The sequence below is a fragment of the Enterobacter sp. 4974935 genome (genome assembly GCF_058661735.1).
Window position 1 is genome coordinate 3910213 of the sequence record NZ_JBZWGT010000003.1, and the last position, 16185, is coordinate 3926397.

The following is a 16185-nucleotide window of genomic DNA, read 5'->3' on the forward strand; positions in this document are numbered from 1 at the left end:
TCCTTACTTCACGTCTTGTGGGAAGTGCTCTTTGATCACTTCCAGCAGTTTTGGCCCAAAATCTGCAGGCGACAGCATGTTGCGCACGCCTACCACGTATTTGTTGCCCGACACGCTAATCTCGCCGGCAATGTGCGTTGAAGCGATGATGATGTCCGCGCCGTTCAGTTCACTTTTGTATTCACCCACTGCGCAGCTGTTCACCGTGTGGTCAATGTTTGACTGGGTTAAAAACTGGTCCACTTTCATTTTCATGATCATGGAGCTTCCTTGCCCATTGCCACACACAGCCAGGATACGTACGGTCATAATCGAAACTCCTTAGTGAGCAGAAACTTCTGCTGTTTGTTTTTCCGCATCTTCTTCAGCTCGCAGCGAACGGCCAGCGAAGAACATATAAGTCAGTGCAATCAGGATGATGACGGCCATAAAGACCAGCCCGACGGACGCAAAGCCCTGCATCATCGGCGGCGCCAGAATTGACCAGTCCGCCATGCCCATCCAGGCGCTCATGCCGGTGAGCTTGACCGCCCACACGCACCCGAAGATCTCAACCATGCCCATCACCAGGCAGATCTTGAGCGCGGCGCGCCATCCGCCGAAGTGGTTAGCAAACACGCCGATAGTGGCGTTGGAGAAGAACATCGGGATAAAGCCAGGAATAATCAGGATTGAGGAGCCACAGCCCACCAGGATGCCGACCGCAATCAGCTGGCCGATGGTGCCCCACATAAAGCCCCAGACGACGGCGTTTGGCGCAAAGCTATAGATAGCCGCACAGTCAATCGCCAGCACCGCGCCAGGGATCAGGCGCTGAGAGATACCGTTGAACGCTTCCGACAGCTCGGCGACGAACATACGCACGCCCTGAGTGATGATGAAAATGGCCACGGCAAAGGAGAAACCGGTTTGCAGGATATAGACCGTCCAGTGGGTTTTACCCGCCATCACCTGCACCACGTCAATGCCAAAGGAGAGCAGGATGGCACCGAAGAAAAGGGTCATCACAATCGCCGTGGAGACGATGTTGTCGTGGAAGATATTCAACCAGCCAGGCAATTTGAGGTCTTCAACACTCTCCTCTTTTTTACCCAGGTACGGTGCAACTTTGTACGCAATCCAGGAGGCGAACTGCTGCTGGTGACCGATGGAGAAGCCGCAGCCGTCAGTAACGTCCTGCGTTGGCTTATACATCATGTTGGAGGTGATGCCCCAGTAAAGCGAGACCAGCACTGCCGTGCAGATGACCGTGGTCCACATTGGGTAGCCGAAGATATAGAGAGAAACGGCAATCAGCCCCGCCTGCTGGAACATGATGTGCCCGGTGAGCATGATGGTGCGAATACCGGTGATGCGGCGCAGGAGTACGTAAATGATGTTCAGCGCCAGCGCGAGCAGTACCGCATACCCAACCCAGCTGTACGCATCCCCCATGCGATCGATGGTGGCCATCATGGACGCGTAAGTGTCAGAGATGGCGCCGTTAATGCCATATACCTCAGACATTTTGGCAACGACCGGCTTAAACGTGCTGGTCAGAATGCCAGACCCCGCCTGCAACAGCATAAAACCAATGATGGTTTTGATGGTGCCTTTGATAATCACGCTGACGCTTTTGCGCAGCAGGATGTACCCCAGGCACGTCACGATACCCAGCAACAGCGGGGCGTTGGTCATTACCTGATTAAAGAAAACGGTAAAGACGTTGTAGAGGATCTCCATAACTCTCTCCAGAAAATGAGAACACGAGGGGCAATCCCTGTGTGGTTGGTGTCATCACTCTATTAATCACAAATAATCACCACAAGATTGCATTTGATTATTTGTGACGGATCACGCAATTTATTTCCATGGAGTTAGTAATGATTTTCACTACCGATCCAGAAAGATAAATAAATTCTTAATTTTCAATATATTAATTATATGTAGCGGTTATCTTAACAACGCCGAGGTGTATTTTCTGTGATGTGGCGAGGGGAATTTTCCGCAAATCAGCCATTGCAAATCGATTCAAACAGTGCCAGCATTAATCACAACAAGTCACAGTATGATTACTTTTGATTAAAACCAGGAGTCAAACGATGAGTAAAGTGAAAACCATCACCCGTGAATCATGGATTTTGAGTACCTTTCCGGAGTGGGGTAGCTGGCTGAACGAAGAGATCGAGCAGGAACAGGTTGCTCCTGGCACATTTGCGATGTGGTGGCTGGGATGCACCGGGATCTGGCTGAAATCAGAAGGCGGCGCCAACATTTGTGTCGATTTCTGGTGCGGCACCGGCAAACAGAGCCACGGCAATCCACTGATGAAAAAAGGCCACCAGATGCAGCGTATGGCCGGCGTTGAAAAGCTCCAGCCGAACCTGCGCACCACGCCTTTTGTGCTTGATCCTTTCGCCATTCGCCAGATCGACGCCGTTCTCTCTACCCACGATCACAACGATCATATCGACGTGAACGTGGCGGCAGCGGTAATGCAAAACTGCGCGGACGACGTACCCTTTATCGGGCCGCAGACCTGCGTGGATTTGTGGATTGGCTGGGGCGTGCCAAAAGAGCGCTGCATTGTGATGAAGCCGGGCGACGTGGTGAAAATCAAAGACGTTGAAATTCACGCGCTGGATGCCTTTGATCGCACCGCGCTGATCACCCTGCCTGCCGACCAGAAAGCCGCAGGCGTACTGCCAGACGGGATGGACGAGCGCGCAGTGAACTACCTGTTCAAAACGCCTGGCGGTTCCCTGTATCACAGCGGTGACTCTCACTACTCCAACTACTACGCGAAGCACGGTAACGAGCACCAGATTGACGTGGCGCTTGGCTCTTACGGTGAAAACCCGCGAGGGATTACCGACAAAATGACCAGCGCGGACATGCTGCGCATGGCCGAAGCGCTGAACACCAAAGTGGTGATCCCCTTCCACCACGATATCTGGTCAAACTTCCAGGCCGATCCGCAAGAGATCCGCGTCCTGTGGGAGATGAAAAAAGACCGACTCAAGTATGGTTTCAAGCCGTTCATCTGGCAGGTTGGCGGCAAGTTCACCTGGCCGCTGGATAAAGACAATCTCGAGTACCACTACCCGCGTGGTTTTGATGATTGCTTCACCATTGAGCCAGACCTGCCGTTCAAGTCCTTCCTCTGATTGTGCAGCCAATCGCCAGACACTGTGTCTGGCGATGTCATATTTAATTTAGTAATTTCATGCTATTTCAAATATCATCTTTTCAAATCAATTCTTTTCGGAATAGCTCATGACGGAAGCGCAACGGCATCAAATTTTACTGGAACTCCTGGCGCAAACAGGGTTTATCACCGTCGAGAAAGTGATCGAACGTTTAGGGATCTCCCCTGCTACCGCGCGGCGGGACATTAACAAGCTGGATGAAAGCGGCAAGCTGAAAAAAGTCCGCAACGGCGCAGAGGCCATCAGCCAGCAGCGTCCACGCTGGACGCCGATGAATATTCACCAGGCGCAGAATCACGATGAAAAGGTGCGGATTGCCAGAGCGGCATCACAGCTGGTGAATCCCGGGGAAAGCGTGGTGATTAACTGCGGCTCGACAGCGTTTTTACTGGGCCGAGAGATGTGCGGCAAGCCGGTGCAAATCATTACCAACTATCTGCCGCTGGCCAACTATCTCATTGACCAGGAACATGAAAGCGTGGTGATCATGGGGGGCCAGTATAACAAGAGCCAGTCCATAACCCTGAGCCCGCAGGACAGTGAAAACAGCCTCTACGCCGGGCACTGGATGTTTACCAGCGGCAAAGGCCTGACGGCGGATGGCCTGTATAAAACCGATATGCTCACCGCAATGGCAGAGCAGAACATGCTCAACGTGGTGGGTAAACTGGTGGTGCTGGTCGACAGCAGCAAGGTCGGTGAACGCGCCGGCATGCTTTTCAGCCGCGCCGAGCAAATCAGCATGGTGATCACCGGCAAAAACGCCAACCCCGAGATCCTCAGCAAGCTCGAGGATCAGGGTGTCACGGTGCTGCGCGTTTAAAGGTGCTGACGGAAAAACTCCACGGTGGCTTCCAGCGCAGCCGGAGTAATACGGTGCCGGACACCGGCACCCCACAGGCAGGTCAGATTGCTGTCCAGCCCTTCACGCTGTAGCGCCTGTTGCAGACGGAACGTTTCACCGGGCGGTACGACATCGTCGGCATCCCCATGCCACAGCAGCAGGGGACGATCGGCCAGCTGCGAAAGCGCATGGCTGACGTCCCATTCAGACAACAGGGCCTCAATCTCCTGAGGTGCCTGCGGCGGGAACAGCGTCTTTGCCAGTGACATAAAGTAGCCCGATCCCATCAGGCAAGCCACGGACGTCACCTCCGGATGCCTGGCCATGAGCCCCAGCGCCGTCATTCCGCCCATTGATGCGCCTGCGACCGCCAGCCGTTTCCCCTCCACCAGCCCGGCCTGTAAAAGCGCGTCACGCAGCCCGGCGAACTCGGTCAGATTGCCGTGCAGCGTTTGCCAGAACAGCCCCAGCCGCGCCTGTTCATCGCCCGTAAAGCGTGCCCCATGATCCGGCGCATCAGGCATGACCACCCGGAAACCGGCCTGCGCCAGCGCGACGGCAAAATAGCTGTAGACCAGCTTTGAGGAGAGAAAACCATGATAGAAAACTACCGTCGGCAGCGGCTGTTCACCTTTACCAGCCGGAAAAGCATGGATGATTTCATGCTCACTAAGCAGGCGAGTTTCAATTTCAATCATTGTCGATCCTGTGCTGATGAATGATTCATAATGTTGAGAGCTGGATTACGGTTTCACGATATTTTCATTCGAAATCTACGTCCCAGATAACACTTCGGGAACATTCCCCCAAAACTAAATTCGCAGACCACTACACTATGGCTATCAGGAAAAGAGACAGGTTTATGCGCAGGCTTACCGCTTTATTGCTGGTCTCACTGCTCAGCGGATGTTCCGTATTGCAGGGTACGCCAGAACCGGCACCGCCGGTTACCGATCATCCTCAGGAGATTCGTCGTAATCAGACGGAAGGATTACAACGCCTGGGAACCGTATCCGCGATGGTTCGCGGTTCACCGGATGATGCAGAAGACGCAATTGAAGCACAGGCCGTTGCCGCAAAAGCAGATTATTACGTCATCACGATGATTGATGAAACCATTATTACGGGACAGTGGTATGCGCAAGGCATTTTGTACCGTAAGTGAGCATCATCATTTGAACGACCTTTACACTGCTTTGCGTCCGTAGACATTTTCCTGTCCACAATAAACTCCATGCCAGCAACAATGGAAATGAGTTTATTCGCGAAGGATTGCCCGGCGGATACCGGAGACAGGTGAAAAGGAGCTGACGATGAAACGAACCCTTGCTTTAACGACGCTATTGCTTTCAGCGGGCCTGCTGAGCACCACGGCGCAGTCGGCTGAATTTGCCAGCGCGGATTGCGTCACGGGCCTGAATGAGATTGGTCAGATCTCCGTCAATAATATCACGGGGAGTCCGCAAGACGTTGAACGTGTCGTCGCCCTGAAGGCCGATGAACAGGGCGCATCCTGGTATCGCATCGTCCAGATGCAGGAAGATCACCATGTTAATCACTGGCGCGTGCAGGCTATTCTTTATGCATAATCCCCTCCGATAAAAGCCGCTTAATTGTAGTGGCTTTTCACTTTTGCAAATTTTTTATCTCTCCCGAAACTCAATAAAAACAAACGCGTAACATTCAGTTACATTAAACAGATAAACGTTCTCTCCGCTCTGCCGTTGAACAGCCATCACTTTTCAATAATGAGCAATTTATGATCACCTTTTTCCGCCGGGCAGGACTGGGCACGAAGCTATCGCTGCTAACAGGTGTAAGTGTCGCTACGCTTTTTTTGCTGTTCACTTTCCTGTTGAGCCACAACGCCAGCCAGCAGCTTGAAGATCTTGCGGTTGAAGACCTGCATAACCAGTCCACCGGCATGGTGGATATGGTAGAGATGTTCAACACCAGCCTGAGCGAAGAGGTTGAAAGCTATACCCGTCTGTTCACCACCTTTTTGCCACAGCCATTAAACAGCGACAGCAGCCAGAGCCGGACCATAAATGGGCTTACCGTTCCTTTGCTGAAAGGCGGCGAAACGGAGCTGCATGAAAACAATACGCTTTCTGATGACTTCCTGAGCCGAACGGGAGCCATCTCGACGCTGTTTGTCCGCAGCGGTAACGATTTTGTCCGCGTGGCGACGTCGCTGCGCAAAGAGAATGGCGACCGCGCCATCGGAACCGTTCTTGATACCACCAGCCCGGCATTTGCCGCCGTCACTAAAGGGGAGGTCTATCGTGGCCTCGCGCTGCTGTTCGGCAAGCGCTATATCACGCAGTACCAGCCTGTTAAGAATGCGGAAGGCCAGGTTATCGGGATTATCTTTGTCGGCGTGGACATCACCCATTCGTGGAACGTCATGCGCGAGAAAATCCTTAACCGTCGTCTGGGCGAGAGCGGCCACTTCTTTGTACTGGATCGCAGCAGCGGCAAAACGCGCGGACAGTATCTGTTCCATGCCAGCGAAGAGGGCAAACTGCCTAACTGGGACACGGCGACACAGCAGCAGCTTCTAAGTGATAAAGCCGGCACGCTGGAACGCGTGAGCGCGGATGGCCGTACGCTCAAAGTTGCCTACACGCCGCTACCGGGCTGGAACTGGACCATCGTGGGTGAAGTGGATAAAGCCGTACTGCTTTCAAGCGTCACCACACTGCGCGATCGCTTCCTGATGGCGGGCGTGGTGCTATCCGCACTCTTCGCGGGCCTGTTCGTTATACTCATTCGCCGGATGCTAACCCGCCCACTGCGCGAGGTGATCGCGCTTGCCCGGCAGTATGCCGCAGGCGATCTGCGCGCCAGCCTGCCGGTTACCCGCCAGGATGAAGTCGGCCAGCTGATTGACGCCATCAACGGGATCGGGGAAGGCCTGCAAAAAATTGTGTTGCAGGTCCGCGAGGCCGCAGGCGAGATCCATCTGGGGACTAACGCGCTGGCTTCAGACACCGGCGAGATCTCTGAACAGATCAACAAGCAGGCCAGCAGCGTTGAGGAGACCTCCGCCAGCATGGAGCAATTAGCCGCCACCGTGCAGCAAAATGCCGCCAACATGGAGCAAACGCAGCAGCTGGTGGGTGAAACCTCGCGCGCGGTGCATCAGGGTGGAGAGACGGTGACCCACGCAGTCTCCACCATGGATGATATTCGCGATGCATCGAAACGCATTGAAGACATCACCCGCGTGATTGAGTCCATCGCTTTCCAGACCAATATCCTGGCGCTCAATGCGGCGGTTGAAGCGGCGCGGGCGGGCGAGCACGGGAAAGGTTTCGCAGTGGTGGCGCAAGAGGTACGCGCCCTGGCCGCACGCAGCGCCAACGCGGTAAAAGAGATTGAACAGCTGATTGGGGATACGCTGAACAAGGTGAGCGAAGGCCATGCGCTGTCTGAGCAGACGCGTCTGGCGATGGATGCCATCATTGTTCATATCGATAACATCAGCCAGCTTGTCACCGAGATCAACCACGCCTCCCGCGAGCAGTCGGCGGGAATTGGCCAGGTGAATCTGGCGATGACGCACATCGGTGAGGCATCGCACATCAATGCCGATCGCATCTCACGCAGCGAGCAGACAGCACAGACGCTGCGCGAGAAGGGTTCACATCTCACCCGGCTGGTGAGCCTGTTCCAGCTGAAGGCTTAACCGACCCGGCCCGTGGCGCGCAGCAGCAGGTCGTTTTGCACCTGCTCGCTCATCAGCGTGCCGCCCCGGGTATCCAGCATCATGCGGCACCACGCCTGCGCCACGGGCGGCGATGCGTGCCGCAGCATTTGACTTCCGGCCCCGAGTAAAAAGAGCTGCTGCGCGATCTCCCTGCCCTGCGCTTCCTGCGGTTTCCACAGCTTCTGCTGTAGCTGACGCCAGCTGCGATCGAAGTGCCTGTCCTGACCTTTGACCTGCGCGAAATCATCGGCGAGCAGGTCGAGAATGCCCGGCTGCTTCGCCAGCACGCGCAGTACATCCAGGCACATAATATTGCCAGAGCCTTCCCAGATGCTGTTGACGGGCATTTCACGGTACAACCGCGGAAGCTCACTCTCTTCGCAATAGCCTGCACCGCCCAGCACCTCCATTGCCTCTGCCACAAACGGTATGCCCGCTTTGCAGACGCTGTATTTTGCCGCCGGAGTGAAAAGCCGCGCCCATGCGGCTTCCTGTGGGTCGTTGCGGTTGTCCCACGCCCGGGCGAGTCGGAACAGCAGTGCCGTGTGTCCCTCCAGCACCAGCGCCATACGGCTTAGCACGTCGCGCATTAACGGCTGGTCGATCAGATTTTTGCCGAAGGTCTGCCGCTGATGGGCATGATAAAGCGCCACCGAGAGCGCACGGCGCATCAGTCCGTGACTGCCCAGCGCGCAGTCAAAGCGCGTCAGCCCGCCCATCTTCAGAATTTGCCGGACGCCTTCCCCCTCTTCGCCCAGCAGCCAGCCGGAAGCATCAAGAAATTCAGCCTCACTGCTGGCATTTGAGCGGTTGCCGAGCTTGTCCTTCAGACGCTCAAGGCGCACGGCATTACGTTGCCCGTCGGGTAAGAAACGCGGGACAAAAAAGCAGGACAACCCGCCCTTCGCCTGCGCCAGCACCAGATGCGCATCGCTCTGCGGCACGGAGAAAAACCATTTGTGCCCCACCAGCCGGTAACGGCCATCGCTGCATTTCTCTGCTTTGGTAGTATTACTGAGTACGTCCGAACCGCCCTGCTTTTCCGTCATCCCCATGCCGATCAGCAGGCCGCGCTTTTGCGCCCCCGGCGCGAGATGGGGGTCGTAGCGATCGCTCATTAGCGGCGTTAACCACTCATGAAACGGTTTGGGCAGCGACTGTTGCAACAGCGGCGTAGCCGCAAAGGTCATGGTCACCGGGCAAAGCGTTCCCGCCTCCACCTGAGCATGAAGTACGAAACGCGCGGCCCTGGCGACGAACGATCCTTTCCGCGCCTCCTCCTCCCACGCCAGGTTGTGCACCCGGTTGGCGCAAAGCCCCTGCATCAGAAGATGCCATGCCGGATGAAAGCGGACGTCATCCAGCCTCGCTCCCGTGGCGTCATAACGCAGCAGCTCCGGCGGATTAACGTTCGCCAGTCTGCCCAGCTCCAGCGACTCTGCCGTACCCAACTGCTGGCCGATGCTGGCAAGAAGATCCACATCCCACTCAGCCCCTTCGCGCGCTACCGCATCGCGCAGGGCGCAATCAGAGAGAAAAAGGTTGCTGTTCGATAGCGGTGCAGGTTGATTAAAAACGGTATGTGTCTGCCAGTGCATGCTGTCTCCCTCCTTTCATTGGCAATAAAGATAAGTATGGACAGAGGGCATGCACGCTGCATGGGAGGGGGGTCACACGATGACGATCGTGTTGATATCATTCGTGAAATAGCTCACAGAACATAAGAATAAACTATTTCCTTACTTCACTAATGCTGAATAATTTATTCTTACCCCGTTTTTGTGAGGATCGTTATGCAACAGGCTGCGCACAAGCGTGCATTAATTGCAGGCTCCATCGGTAATTTCATCGAGTGGTATGAATTTGCGGTCTATGGTTTTCTGGCAACGGTGATTGCCAGAAACTTCTTCCAGCTTGAGGGGGAAGCGGAGCTCACCAGCCTGATCCTCACCTGGGCCTCATTCGCCATCGCTTTCTTCTTCCGCCCGCTGGGTGCGGTGGTCTTTGGCCGCATTGGCGACAGGATTGGCCGTAAACCGACGCTGATTATTGTGCTGGTATTGATGACGCTCGCCACCGCTGCCATCGGTATTGTGCCGGTCTACGCCAGTATCGGGATTGCCGCGCCGCTGATCGTTACACTCCTGCGTATTCTGCAAGGACTGTTCGCGGGCGGTGAGTATGGCGGCGCGGTCTCGTTGATGACGGAGTTCGCCCCGCGCGGCAAGCGCGGTCTTTACGGGGCATGGCAGTCCTTCACCGTGGCGCTCGGACTGTTAGCAGGCGCAGGCATTGTCGCGTTGCTCTCTGCCCTTCTCTCCCCTGAAGCCTTGCACGACTGGGGCTGGCGCATTCCGTTCTTCCTGGCGTTGCCGATGGGTGCGGTCGCGCTATGGCTGCGGGTAAGCATGGAAGAGACACCGAGCTTTGTGCAGCAACGGGAAAAACCGGTTGTTACTCAGGCCAGCACCGCCGCCACGTTCAAAACCATTCTGATGGGCATTGGTCGCGTGATGGTCTGGTCTGCGGCGGGTTATACCTATCTGGTGATTATGCCGACCTATCTGCAATCTGCGCTGCACACCGGTTTTAACCAGGCGCTGCTGATTGCGGTGATTTCTAACATTGGGTTTGCGCTCACGATCATTCCGTCGGGCATACTGAGCGACAGGATCGGGCGGCGGACGGTGATGATTATCGCCACCGTGCTCCTGCTGATCCTCGCCCTGCCGCTGCTGAAAATTTTGCAGGCGGAGTCCAGCACGTTGGCTGTCAAAGCGATTGTGGTGTTGATTGCGGGGGGTTTGGTTGGGATGCTGGCAGGGCCGGGGCCGGCAATGCTGTCTGAGATGTTCCCGACGCGCGTGCGTTATACCGGGCTGGGGCTGGCCTATTCTCTGTCGAATGCGATCTTCTCGGGCTGTGCGGGGCTGATCATTACCGGGCTGATTAAAGAGACGGGCAATCTGGATATTCCGGCGTACTACGTGATGGCAACGGCGGTAGTGAGTATTTTCGCGCTGATGACGCTGAGAAAGGATGACCATTTGCGGTCGTTAGAGGAGTGAGATTGTTGCCCGGTGGCGCTGCGCTTACCGGGCCTACGGTACCATGCTTTTGTAGGCCGGGTAAGGCGAAGCCGCCACCCGGCACAACAGGCTACCCGCGCTGACGCACCGCTTCAAACAGGCAGATACCCGTCGCAACAGAAACGTTCAGGGACGATACGCTGCCCGCCATCGGAATGCTGATCAGCTCATCGCAGTGCTCGCGGGTCAGGCGACGCATGCCTTCACCTTCTGCCCCCATCACCAGCGCCATACGGCCGGTCATTTTGCTCTGATACAGGGTGTGATCCGCTTCACCGGCCGTGCCGACGATCCAGATATTTTCTTCCTGCAACAGACGCATGGTGCGCGCCAGGTTAGTCACGCGGATCAGCGGAACGTTTTCCGCCGCGCCGCAGGCCACTTTTTTAGCGGTAGCGTTAAGCTGCGCGGAACGATCTCTTGGCACAATCACCGCATGCACGCCTGCTGCATCGGCGCTACGCAGGCACGCGCCCAGGTTGTGCGGGTCGGTTACGCCATCGAGGATCAGGAAGAACGGGTTATCCAGCTCAGCGATCAGATCCGGCAGATCGTTCTCCTGATACTGACGGCCTGGCTTCACGCGCGCGATAATGCCCTGGTGTACAGCACCTTCGCTTTTTTCATCCAGATACTGGCGGTTCGCCAGCTGGATCACGACGCCCTGCGCTTCCAGCGCGTGGATCAGCGGCATCAGACGTTTGTCTTCACGCCCTTTCAGAATAAAAACTTCCTGAAAACGCTCCGGCGCGCGCTCCAGCAGGGCCTGCACCGCGTGGATGCCGTAAATCATTTCACTCATTGATGGTTCTCGTAATAAATATTTTCCCTCTCCCTGTCAGGGAGAGGGTAAGGGTGAGGGGAAATTACTCCGCCTGCTGTTTCTTCGCCGCGCGCTTCGCTTTGGTCGCGGCCGCTATTTTTTGGGTCTTGGTCGACGGTTTTTTCGCTTTACGAGCGTCTTTTTTCGCCGCCTTGGGCTTCTGCTGCTTCTCGCCACGGAAGGCGCTGTCTGGCTCAAAGTTTACTCTTTTACCTGCCTGACGTCGCTTGCCGCCCGCTTTACCGTTGCCGCCTTTTTTCGCTTTCTCACGCTCGGTTTTCCCGACGTTACGCGGAGCCCGTTCGCTGGAGATGAGGCTGAAGTCGATTTTACGGTCGTCCATATTCACGGCTTCAACCTTCACTTCCACCCGATCGCCCAGACGGTAGGTCTGACCGCCGGATTCACCGATCAGACGTTGTCCGACCTGGTCGAAGCGGTAGTAATCGTTATCAAGGCTGGAAACGTGCACCAGACCGTCGATAAACAGCTCATCCAGACGTACGAAGAAGCCAAAGCCGGTGACGCTGGCAATCACACCTTTAAAGACGTTACCCACCTGATCCAGCATAAAGTCACACTTCAGCCAGTCCACCACGTCGCGCGTTGCTTCATCCGCACGACGCTCGGTCATGGAACAGTGCTGGCCCAGTTGCAGCATCTCTTCCATGGAGTAGTGATACCCACCGGTTTCGGTCGTATTGCCTTTGTGACCTTGCTCGTGCGCCAGCAGATACTTGATCGCACGGTGCAGGGACAGATCCGGATAACGGCGAATCGGCGAGGTAAAGTGCGCATACGACTGTAACGCCAGACCAAAGTGGCCTCGGTTTTCCGGATCGTAAATCGCCTGCTTCATGGAACGCAGCAGCATGGTTTGCAGCATTTCCGCGTCAGGACGATCGCTGATGGATTCCAGCAGCTCGGCATAATCGCGTGGCTCAGGCTTATTGCCGCCAGGCAGTTCCAGGCCGAGTTCGGCCAGCACGGAACGGAACGAGGTTACGGCTTCCGTGGTTGGCTTATCGTGAATACGGAACAGAGCAGGCTCTTTGGCTTTCTCAACGAAACGTGCCGCCGAGATGTTCGCCAGGATCATACACTCTTCAATCAGCTTGTGCGCATCGTTACGCTGAGTCTGCTCGATTCGCTCGATACGACGCTCAGCGTTAAAGATGAATTTCGCCTCTTCACTCTCAAACGAGATCCCACCGCGCTCTTCGCGCGCCTGATCCAGCGTTTTGTAGAGGTTGTGCAGCTCTTCGATGTGTTTGACCAGCGGCGCGTACTGTTCGCGAAGATCCTGATCGCCCTGCAACATATGCCAGACCTTGGTATAGGTCAGGCGCGCATGAGAACTCATCACCGCTTCGTAGAACTTATAGCCCGTCAGACGTCCCTTGCTGGAGATGGTCATTTCGCAGACCATACACAGGCGGTCCACCTGCGGGTTGAGGGAACACAGGCCGTTAGAGAGCACTTCTGGCAGCATCGGTACAACCTGCGACGGGAAGTAGACCGACGTACCGCGGCTGCGCGCTTCGTTATCCAGCGGCGTGTGTGGACGTACGTAATAACTCACATCCGCGATAGCCACCCACAGACGCCAGCCACCACCGCGTTTTTTCTCACAGTACACGGCATCATCGAAGTCGCGGGCGTCTTCACCATCAATGGTGACCAGCGGCAGATCGCGCAGATCCACGCGGCCTGCTTTGGACTCTTCCGGCACTTCTTCACGCAGGTTTTCGATCTGGTCTTCAACCGCTTTCGGCCAGACGTAAGGAATTTCATGGGTGCGCAGCGCCATATCAACGGCCATGCCGGTGCCCATGTTATCGCCCAGCACTTCGACGATTTTACCTACCGCTTTGGTACGGCGGGTCGGGCGCTGGGTAAGTTCAACCACTACCACAAAGCCCATGCGTGCGCCCATCACCTCTTCAGGCGGGATGAGAATGTCGAAGCTCAGACGGCTGTCGTCCGGCACCACAAAGCCTACGCCCGCATCGGTAAAGTAACGGCCTACAATCTGGCTGGTTTTCGGCACCAGCACGCGGACCACGCGCGCTTCGCGGCGGCCTTTACGATCTGCACCCAGCGGCTGCGCCAGGATCTGGTCGCCGTGAATACACATCTTCATCTGTTCAGATGAGAGGTACAGGTCGTCTTTACGGCCTTCCACGCGCAGGAAGCCGAAGCCATCGCGATGACCAATAACGGTGCCTTTCAGCAGATCGAGGCGTTCTGGCAGCGCGTAGCACTGGCGACGAGTAAAGACCAGCTGGCCGTCGCGCTCCATGGCGCGCAGGCGGCGGCGAAGGGCTTCAATTTGCTCTTCACCCTCAATGTTTAATTCAACGGCAAGTTCTTCACGATTGGCGGGTTTTTCGCGTTTTGTTAAGTGTTCAATGATGAACTCGCGGCTGGGGATAGGATTCGCGTATTTTTCGGCTTCGCGTTCCTGGAAAGGATCTTGTGACATGTCGGTTCCTCCGTTGTCAGCTCCGGTGGAAATTTTCTTCATTCCACCAGCAATAATTTATAAAGCGGTTGATTCTCTTCAACCAAATCGGCCAGCGTGTAGTTATCCAGTTCCTTGAGAAAACTTTGCACGGCCTTTGAAAGCGCCTGTTTCAGGCGGCAAGCGGGCGTAATGTGGCAAAACGCACTGCTACAGTTCACCAGAGATAGCGGCTCCAGTTCACGTACCACATCGCCGATACGGATACTCTGTGCCGGTTTACCGAGACGGATCCCTCCATTCTTCCCGCGGACGGCAGCAACGTATCCGGCACGACTAAGTTGATTGATTATTTTGACCATATGATTACGGGACACACCGTACACCTCTGTGACTTCAGAGATGCTGGTCATCTTCCCATCGGGTAACGACGCCATGTAAATCAGCGCGCGTAAGCCGTAATCGGTGAAACTTGTTAACTGCACATCAACCTCAGGAAAAAGGGAAAACGCGGTCAAACCGCAGAGATATTCATTAATGATGATAAACCAGCCAGATAGTTAGCGGCTAATTTATTTGACAGACGGGGCGAAAAAGCGGAGATCCAGGAGCGGTCGCCGGATGGCGCTGCGCTTATCCGGCCTACGGGTTTCCCCGCAGGCCAGCAGTCACGAAGATTATGCGTCGAACGGGTCGCGCAGGATCATCGTTTCAGTACGATCCGGGCCGGTAGAAATAATATCGATCGGCACTTCGGTCAGTTCTTCAATACGCTTAATGTAGTCCAGCGCAGCTTTTGGCAGGCCACTACGTTCTTTCACACCGAAGGTGGTCTCAGACCAGCCCGGCATGGTTTCGTAGATTGGCTCAATGCCTTCCCAGTCGTCAGCGGCCAGCGGAGTGGTAGTCACTTCGCGACCATCTGGCAGACGGTAGCCCACGCAGATTTTCACTTCTTTCAGGCCGTCCAGTACGTCCAGCTTGGTCAGGCAGAAGCCAGACAGGGAGTTGATCTGCACAGCACGACGCACGGCAACGGCGTCCAGCCAGCCGGTACGACGACGACGACCGGTGGTTGCGCCAAACTCGTTACCCTGCTTGCAGAGGAACTCGCCGGTTTCATCAAACAGCTCGGTCGGGAATGGACCTGCACCCACGCGAGTGGAGTACGCTTTGATGATGCCCAGAACGTAATCCACATAACGTGGGCCCAGGCCGGAGCCGGTTGCCACGCCACCCGCGGTGGTGTTAGAGGACGTTACATACGGATAGGTACCGTGGTCGATGTCCAGCAGGGTACCCTGCGCACCTTCAAACATGACGAAATCGCCACGCTTGCGCGCCTGGTCCAGCAGATCGGACACATCAACAACCATGCCGGTCAGAATGTCAGCAATCGCCATGACGTCATCCAGCACTTTCTGGTAGTCAACGGCTTCGGCTTTATAGAAATTCACCAGCTGGAAGTTGTGATATTCCATCACTTCTTTCAGTTTTTCAGCGAAGGTCGCTTTGTCGAAGAGGTCGCCCACACGCAGACCGCGACGAGCCACTTTATCTTCGTATGCCGGGCCGATGCCACGACCGGTAGTGCCGATCGCTTTCGCGCCACGCGCTTTTTCACGCGCCACGTCCAGCGCCACATGATAGTCCAGGATCAGCGGGCAGGCTTCGGAGAGCAGCAGACGCTCACGAACAGGGATACCACGGTCTTCCAGACCTTTCATCTCTTTCATCAGCGCAGCTGGAGACAGCACAACGCCGTTACCGATGATGCTGGTGACGTTTTCGCGAAGAATGCCTGATGGAATAAGATGGAGGACGGTTTTTTCACCGTTGATTACGAGAGTATGGCCTGCGTTGTGACCGCCCTGGTAGCGTACAACATATTTAGCCCGTTCAGTCAGAAGATCGACAATCTTCCCTTTACCTTCGTCACCCCATTGGGTGCCCAGTACGACGACGTTGTTACCCATTTTTTTCAAAATCACCGTTTGCTTAAAAATGGATTCTACCATCGCTTTTTCAGATATACAGCACTTTTTGACCCTAAAATATGCCGATT

General features: G+C 55.5%; 14 protein-coding genes. 6 read left to right on the plus strand and 8 right to left on the minus strand.

Features of this window, described 5'->3' with window-relative positions; all coding sequences use genetic code 11:
* Positions 1–3 precede the first annotated feature (3 nt).
* Positions 4–309 carry a PTS ascorbate transporter subunit IIB gene (gene ulaB / locus AC4OVS_RS19940; protein ID WP_003856022.1) on the minus strand — a complete coding sequence of 102 codons (306 nt, stop codon included), beginning with the start codon at positions 307–309 and terminating at the stop codon, positions 4–6.
* 12 nt (positions 310–321) lie between these two features.
* Positions 322–1722, minus strand: coding sequence for a PTS ascorbate transporter subunit IIC (gene ulaA / locus AC4OVS_RS19945; RefSeq protein ID WP_023305301.1), 1401 nt, complete (start codon positions 1720–1722; stop codon positions 322–324).
* A gap of 359 nt (positions 1723–2081) precedes the next feature.
* On the opposite strand from ulaA, the gene ulaG reads away from it, so the two are divergent.
* Positions 2082–3146: an L-ascorbate 6-phosphate lactonase gene (gene ulaG, locus AC4OVS_RS19950; RefSeq protein WP_023299142.1), complete on the plus strand. Its 1065-nt coding sequence runs from the start codon at positions 2082–2084 to the stop codon at positions 3144–3146.
* A 109-nt stretch (positions 3147–3255) separates the two neighbouring features.
* Positions 3256–4011, plus strand: a complete 756-nt coding sequence (gene ulaR / locus AC4OVS_RS19955) for an HTH-type transcriptional regulator UlaR (RefSeq protein WP_003856014.1) — start codon at positions 3256–3258, stop codon at positions 4009–4011.
* Here ulaR and yjfP read toward each other — a convergent pair.
* Positions 4008–4730, minus strand: a complete 723-nt coding sequence (gene yjfP, locus AC4OVS_RS19960; protein ID WP_491922660.1) for an esterase — start codon at positions 4728–4730, stop codon at positions 4008–4010. The two genes, ulaR and yjfP, sit on opposite strands and share 4 nt — an antisense overlap.
* Before the next feature lie 137 nt (positions 4731–4867).
* Between yjfP and bsmA the strand changes: the two genes are divergently transcribed.
* The 3 genes from bsmA to AC4OVS_RS19975 all read left to right on the plus strand — a co-directional run bounded on the left by bsmA (position 4868) and on the right by AC4OVS_RS19975 (position 7723).
* Positions 4868–5197: a biofilm peroxide resistance protein BsmA gene (gene bsmA / locus AC4OVS_RS19965; RefSeq protein ID WP_003856011.1), complete on the plus strand. Its 330-nt coding sequence runs from the start codon at positions 4868–4870 to the stop codon at positions 5195–5197.
* Positions 5198–5345: 148 nt separating this feature from the next.
* Positions 5346–5621, plus strand: coding sequence for a DUF1471 family protease activator YjfN (gene yjfN / locus AC4OVS_RS19970; protein WP_003856009.1), 276 nt, complete (start codon positions 5346–5348; stop codon positions 5619–5621).
* Positions 5622–5791: 170 nt separating this feature from the next.
* Positions 5792–7723: a methyl-accepting chemotaxis protein gene (locus AC4OVS_RS19975; RefSeq protein ID WP_491922661.1), complete on the plus strand. Its 1932-nt coding sequence runs from the start codon at positions 5792–5794 to the stop codon at positions 7721–7723.
* On the opposite strand, the gene AC4OVS_RS19980 is transcribed toward AC4OVS_RS19975, so the two are convergent.
* On the minus strand, positions 7720–9342 hold the full coding sequence (locus AC4OVS_RS19980) for an isovaleryl-CoA dehydrogenase (protein WP_491922662.1): 1623 nt from the start codon (positions 9340–9342) through the stop codon (positions 7720–7722). The genes AC4OVS_RS19975 and AC4OVS_RS19980 overlap by 4 nt on opposite strands.
* 195 nt (positions 9343–9537) lie before the next feature.
* Between AC4OVS_RS19980 and AC4OVS_RS19985 the strand changes: the two genes are divergently transcribed.
* Positions 9538–10812, plus strand: a complete 1275-nt coding sequence (locus AC4OVS_RS19985; protein ID WP_108367496.1) for an MFS transporter — start codon at positions 9538–9540, stop codon at positions 10810–10812.
* A gap of 91 nt (positions 10813–10903) precedes the next feature.
* On the opposite strand, the gene rlmB is transcribed toward AC4OVS_RS19985, so the two are convergent.
* The 4 genes from rlmB to AC4OVS_RS20005 form a co-directional block, all read right to left on the minus strand.
* Positions 10904–11635: a 23S rRNA (guanosine(2251)-2'-O)-methyltransferase RlmB gene (rlmB, locus tag AC4OVS_RS19990; protein ID WP_003856001.1), complete on the minus strand. Its 732-nt coding sequence runs from the start codon at positions 11633–11635 to the stop codon at positions 10904–10906.
* Between the two features lie 64 nt (positions 11636–11699).
* Positions 11700–14141 carry a ribonuclease R gene (gene rnr, locus AC4OVS_RS19995; RefSeq protein ID WP_491922663.1) on the minus strand — a complete coding sequence of 814 codons (2442 nt, stop codon included), beginning with the start codon at positions 14139–14141 and terminating at the stop codon, positions 11700–11702.
* Between the two features lie 38 nt (positions 14142–14179).
* Positions 14180–14605 (minus strand): nitric oxide-sensing transcriptional repressor NsrR, encoded by a 426-nt coding sequence (nsrR, locus tag AC4OVS_RS20000; protein WP_003855998.1) that lies wholly within the window; start codon positions 14603–14605, stop codon positions 14180–14182.
* 192 nt (positions 14606–14797) lie between these two features.
* Entirely contained in the window at positions 14798–16096 is a 1299-nt protein-coding gene (locus AC4OVS_RS20005; RefSeq protein WP_032621775.1) for an adenylosuccinate synthase, read from the minus strand.
* Positions 16097–16185: the final 89 nt, after the last annotated feature.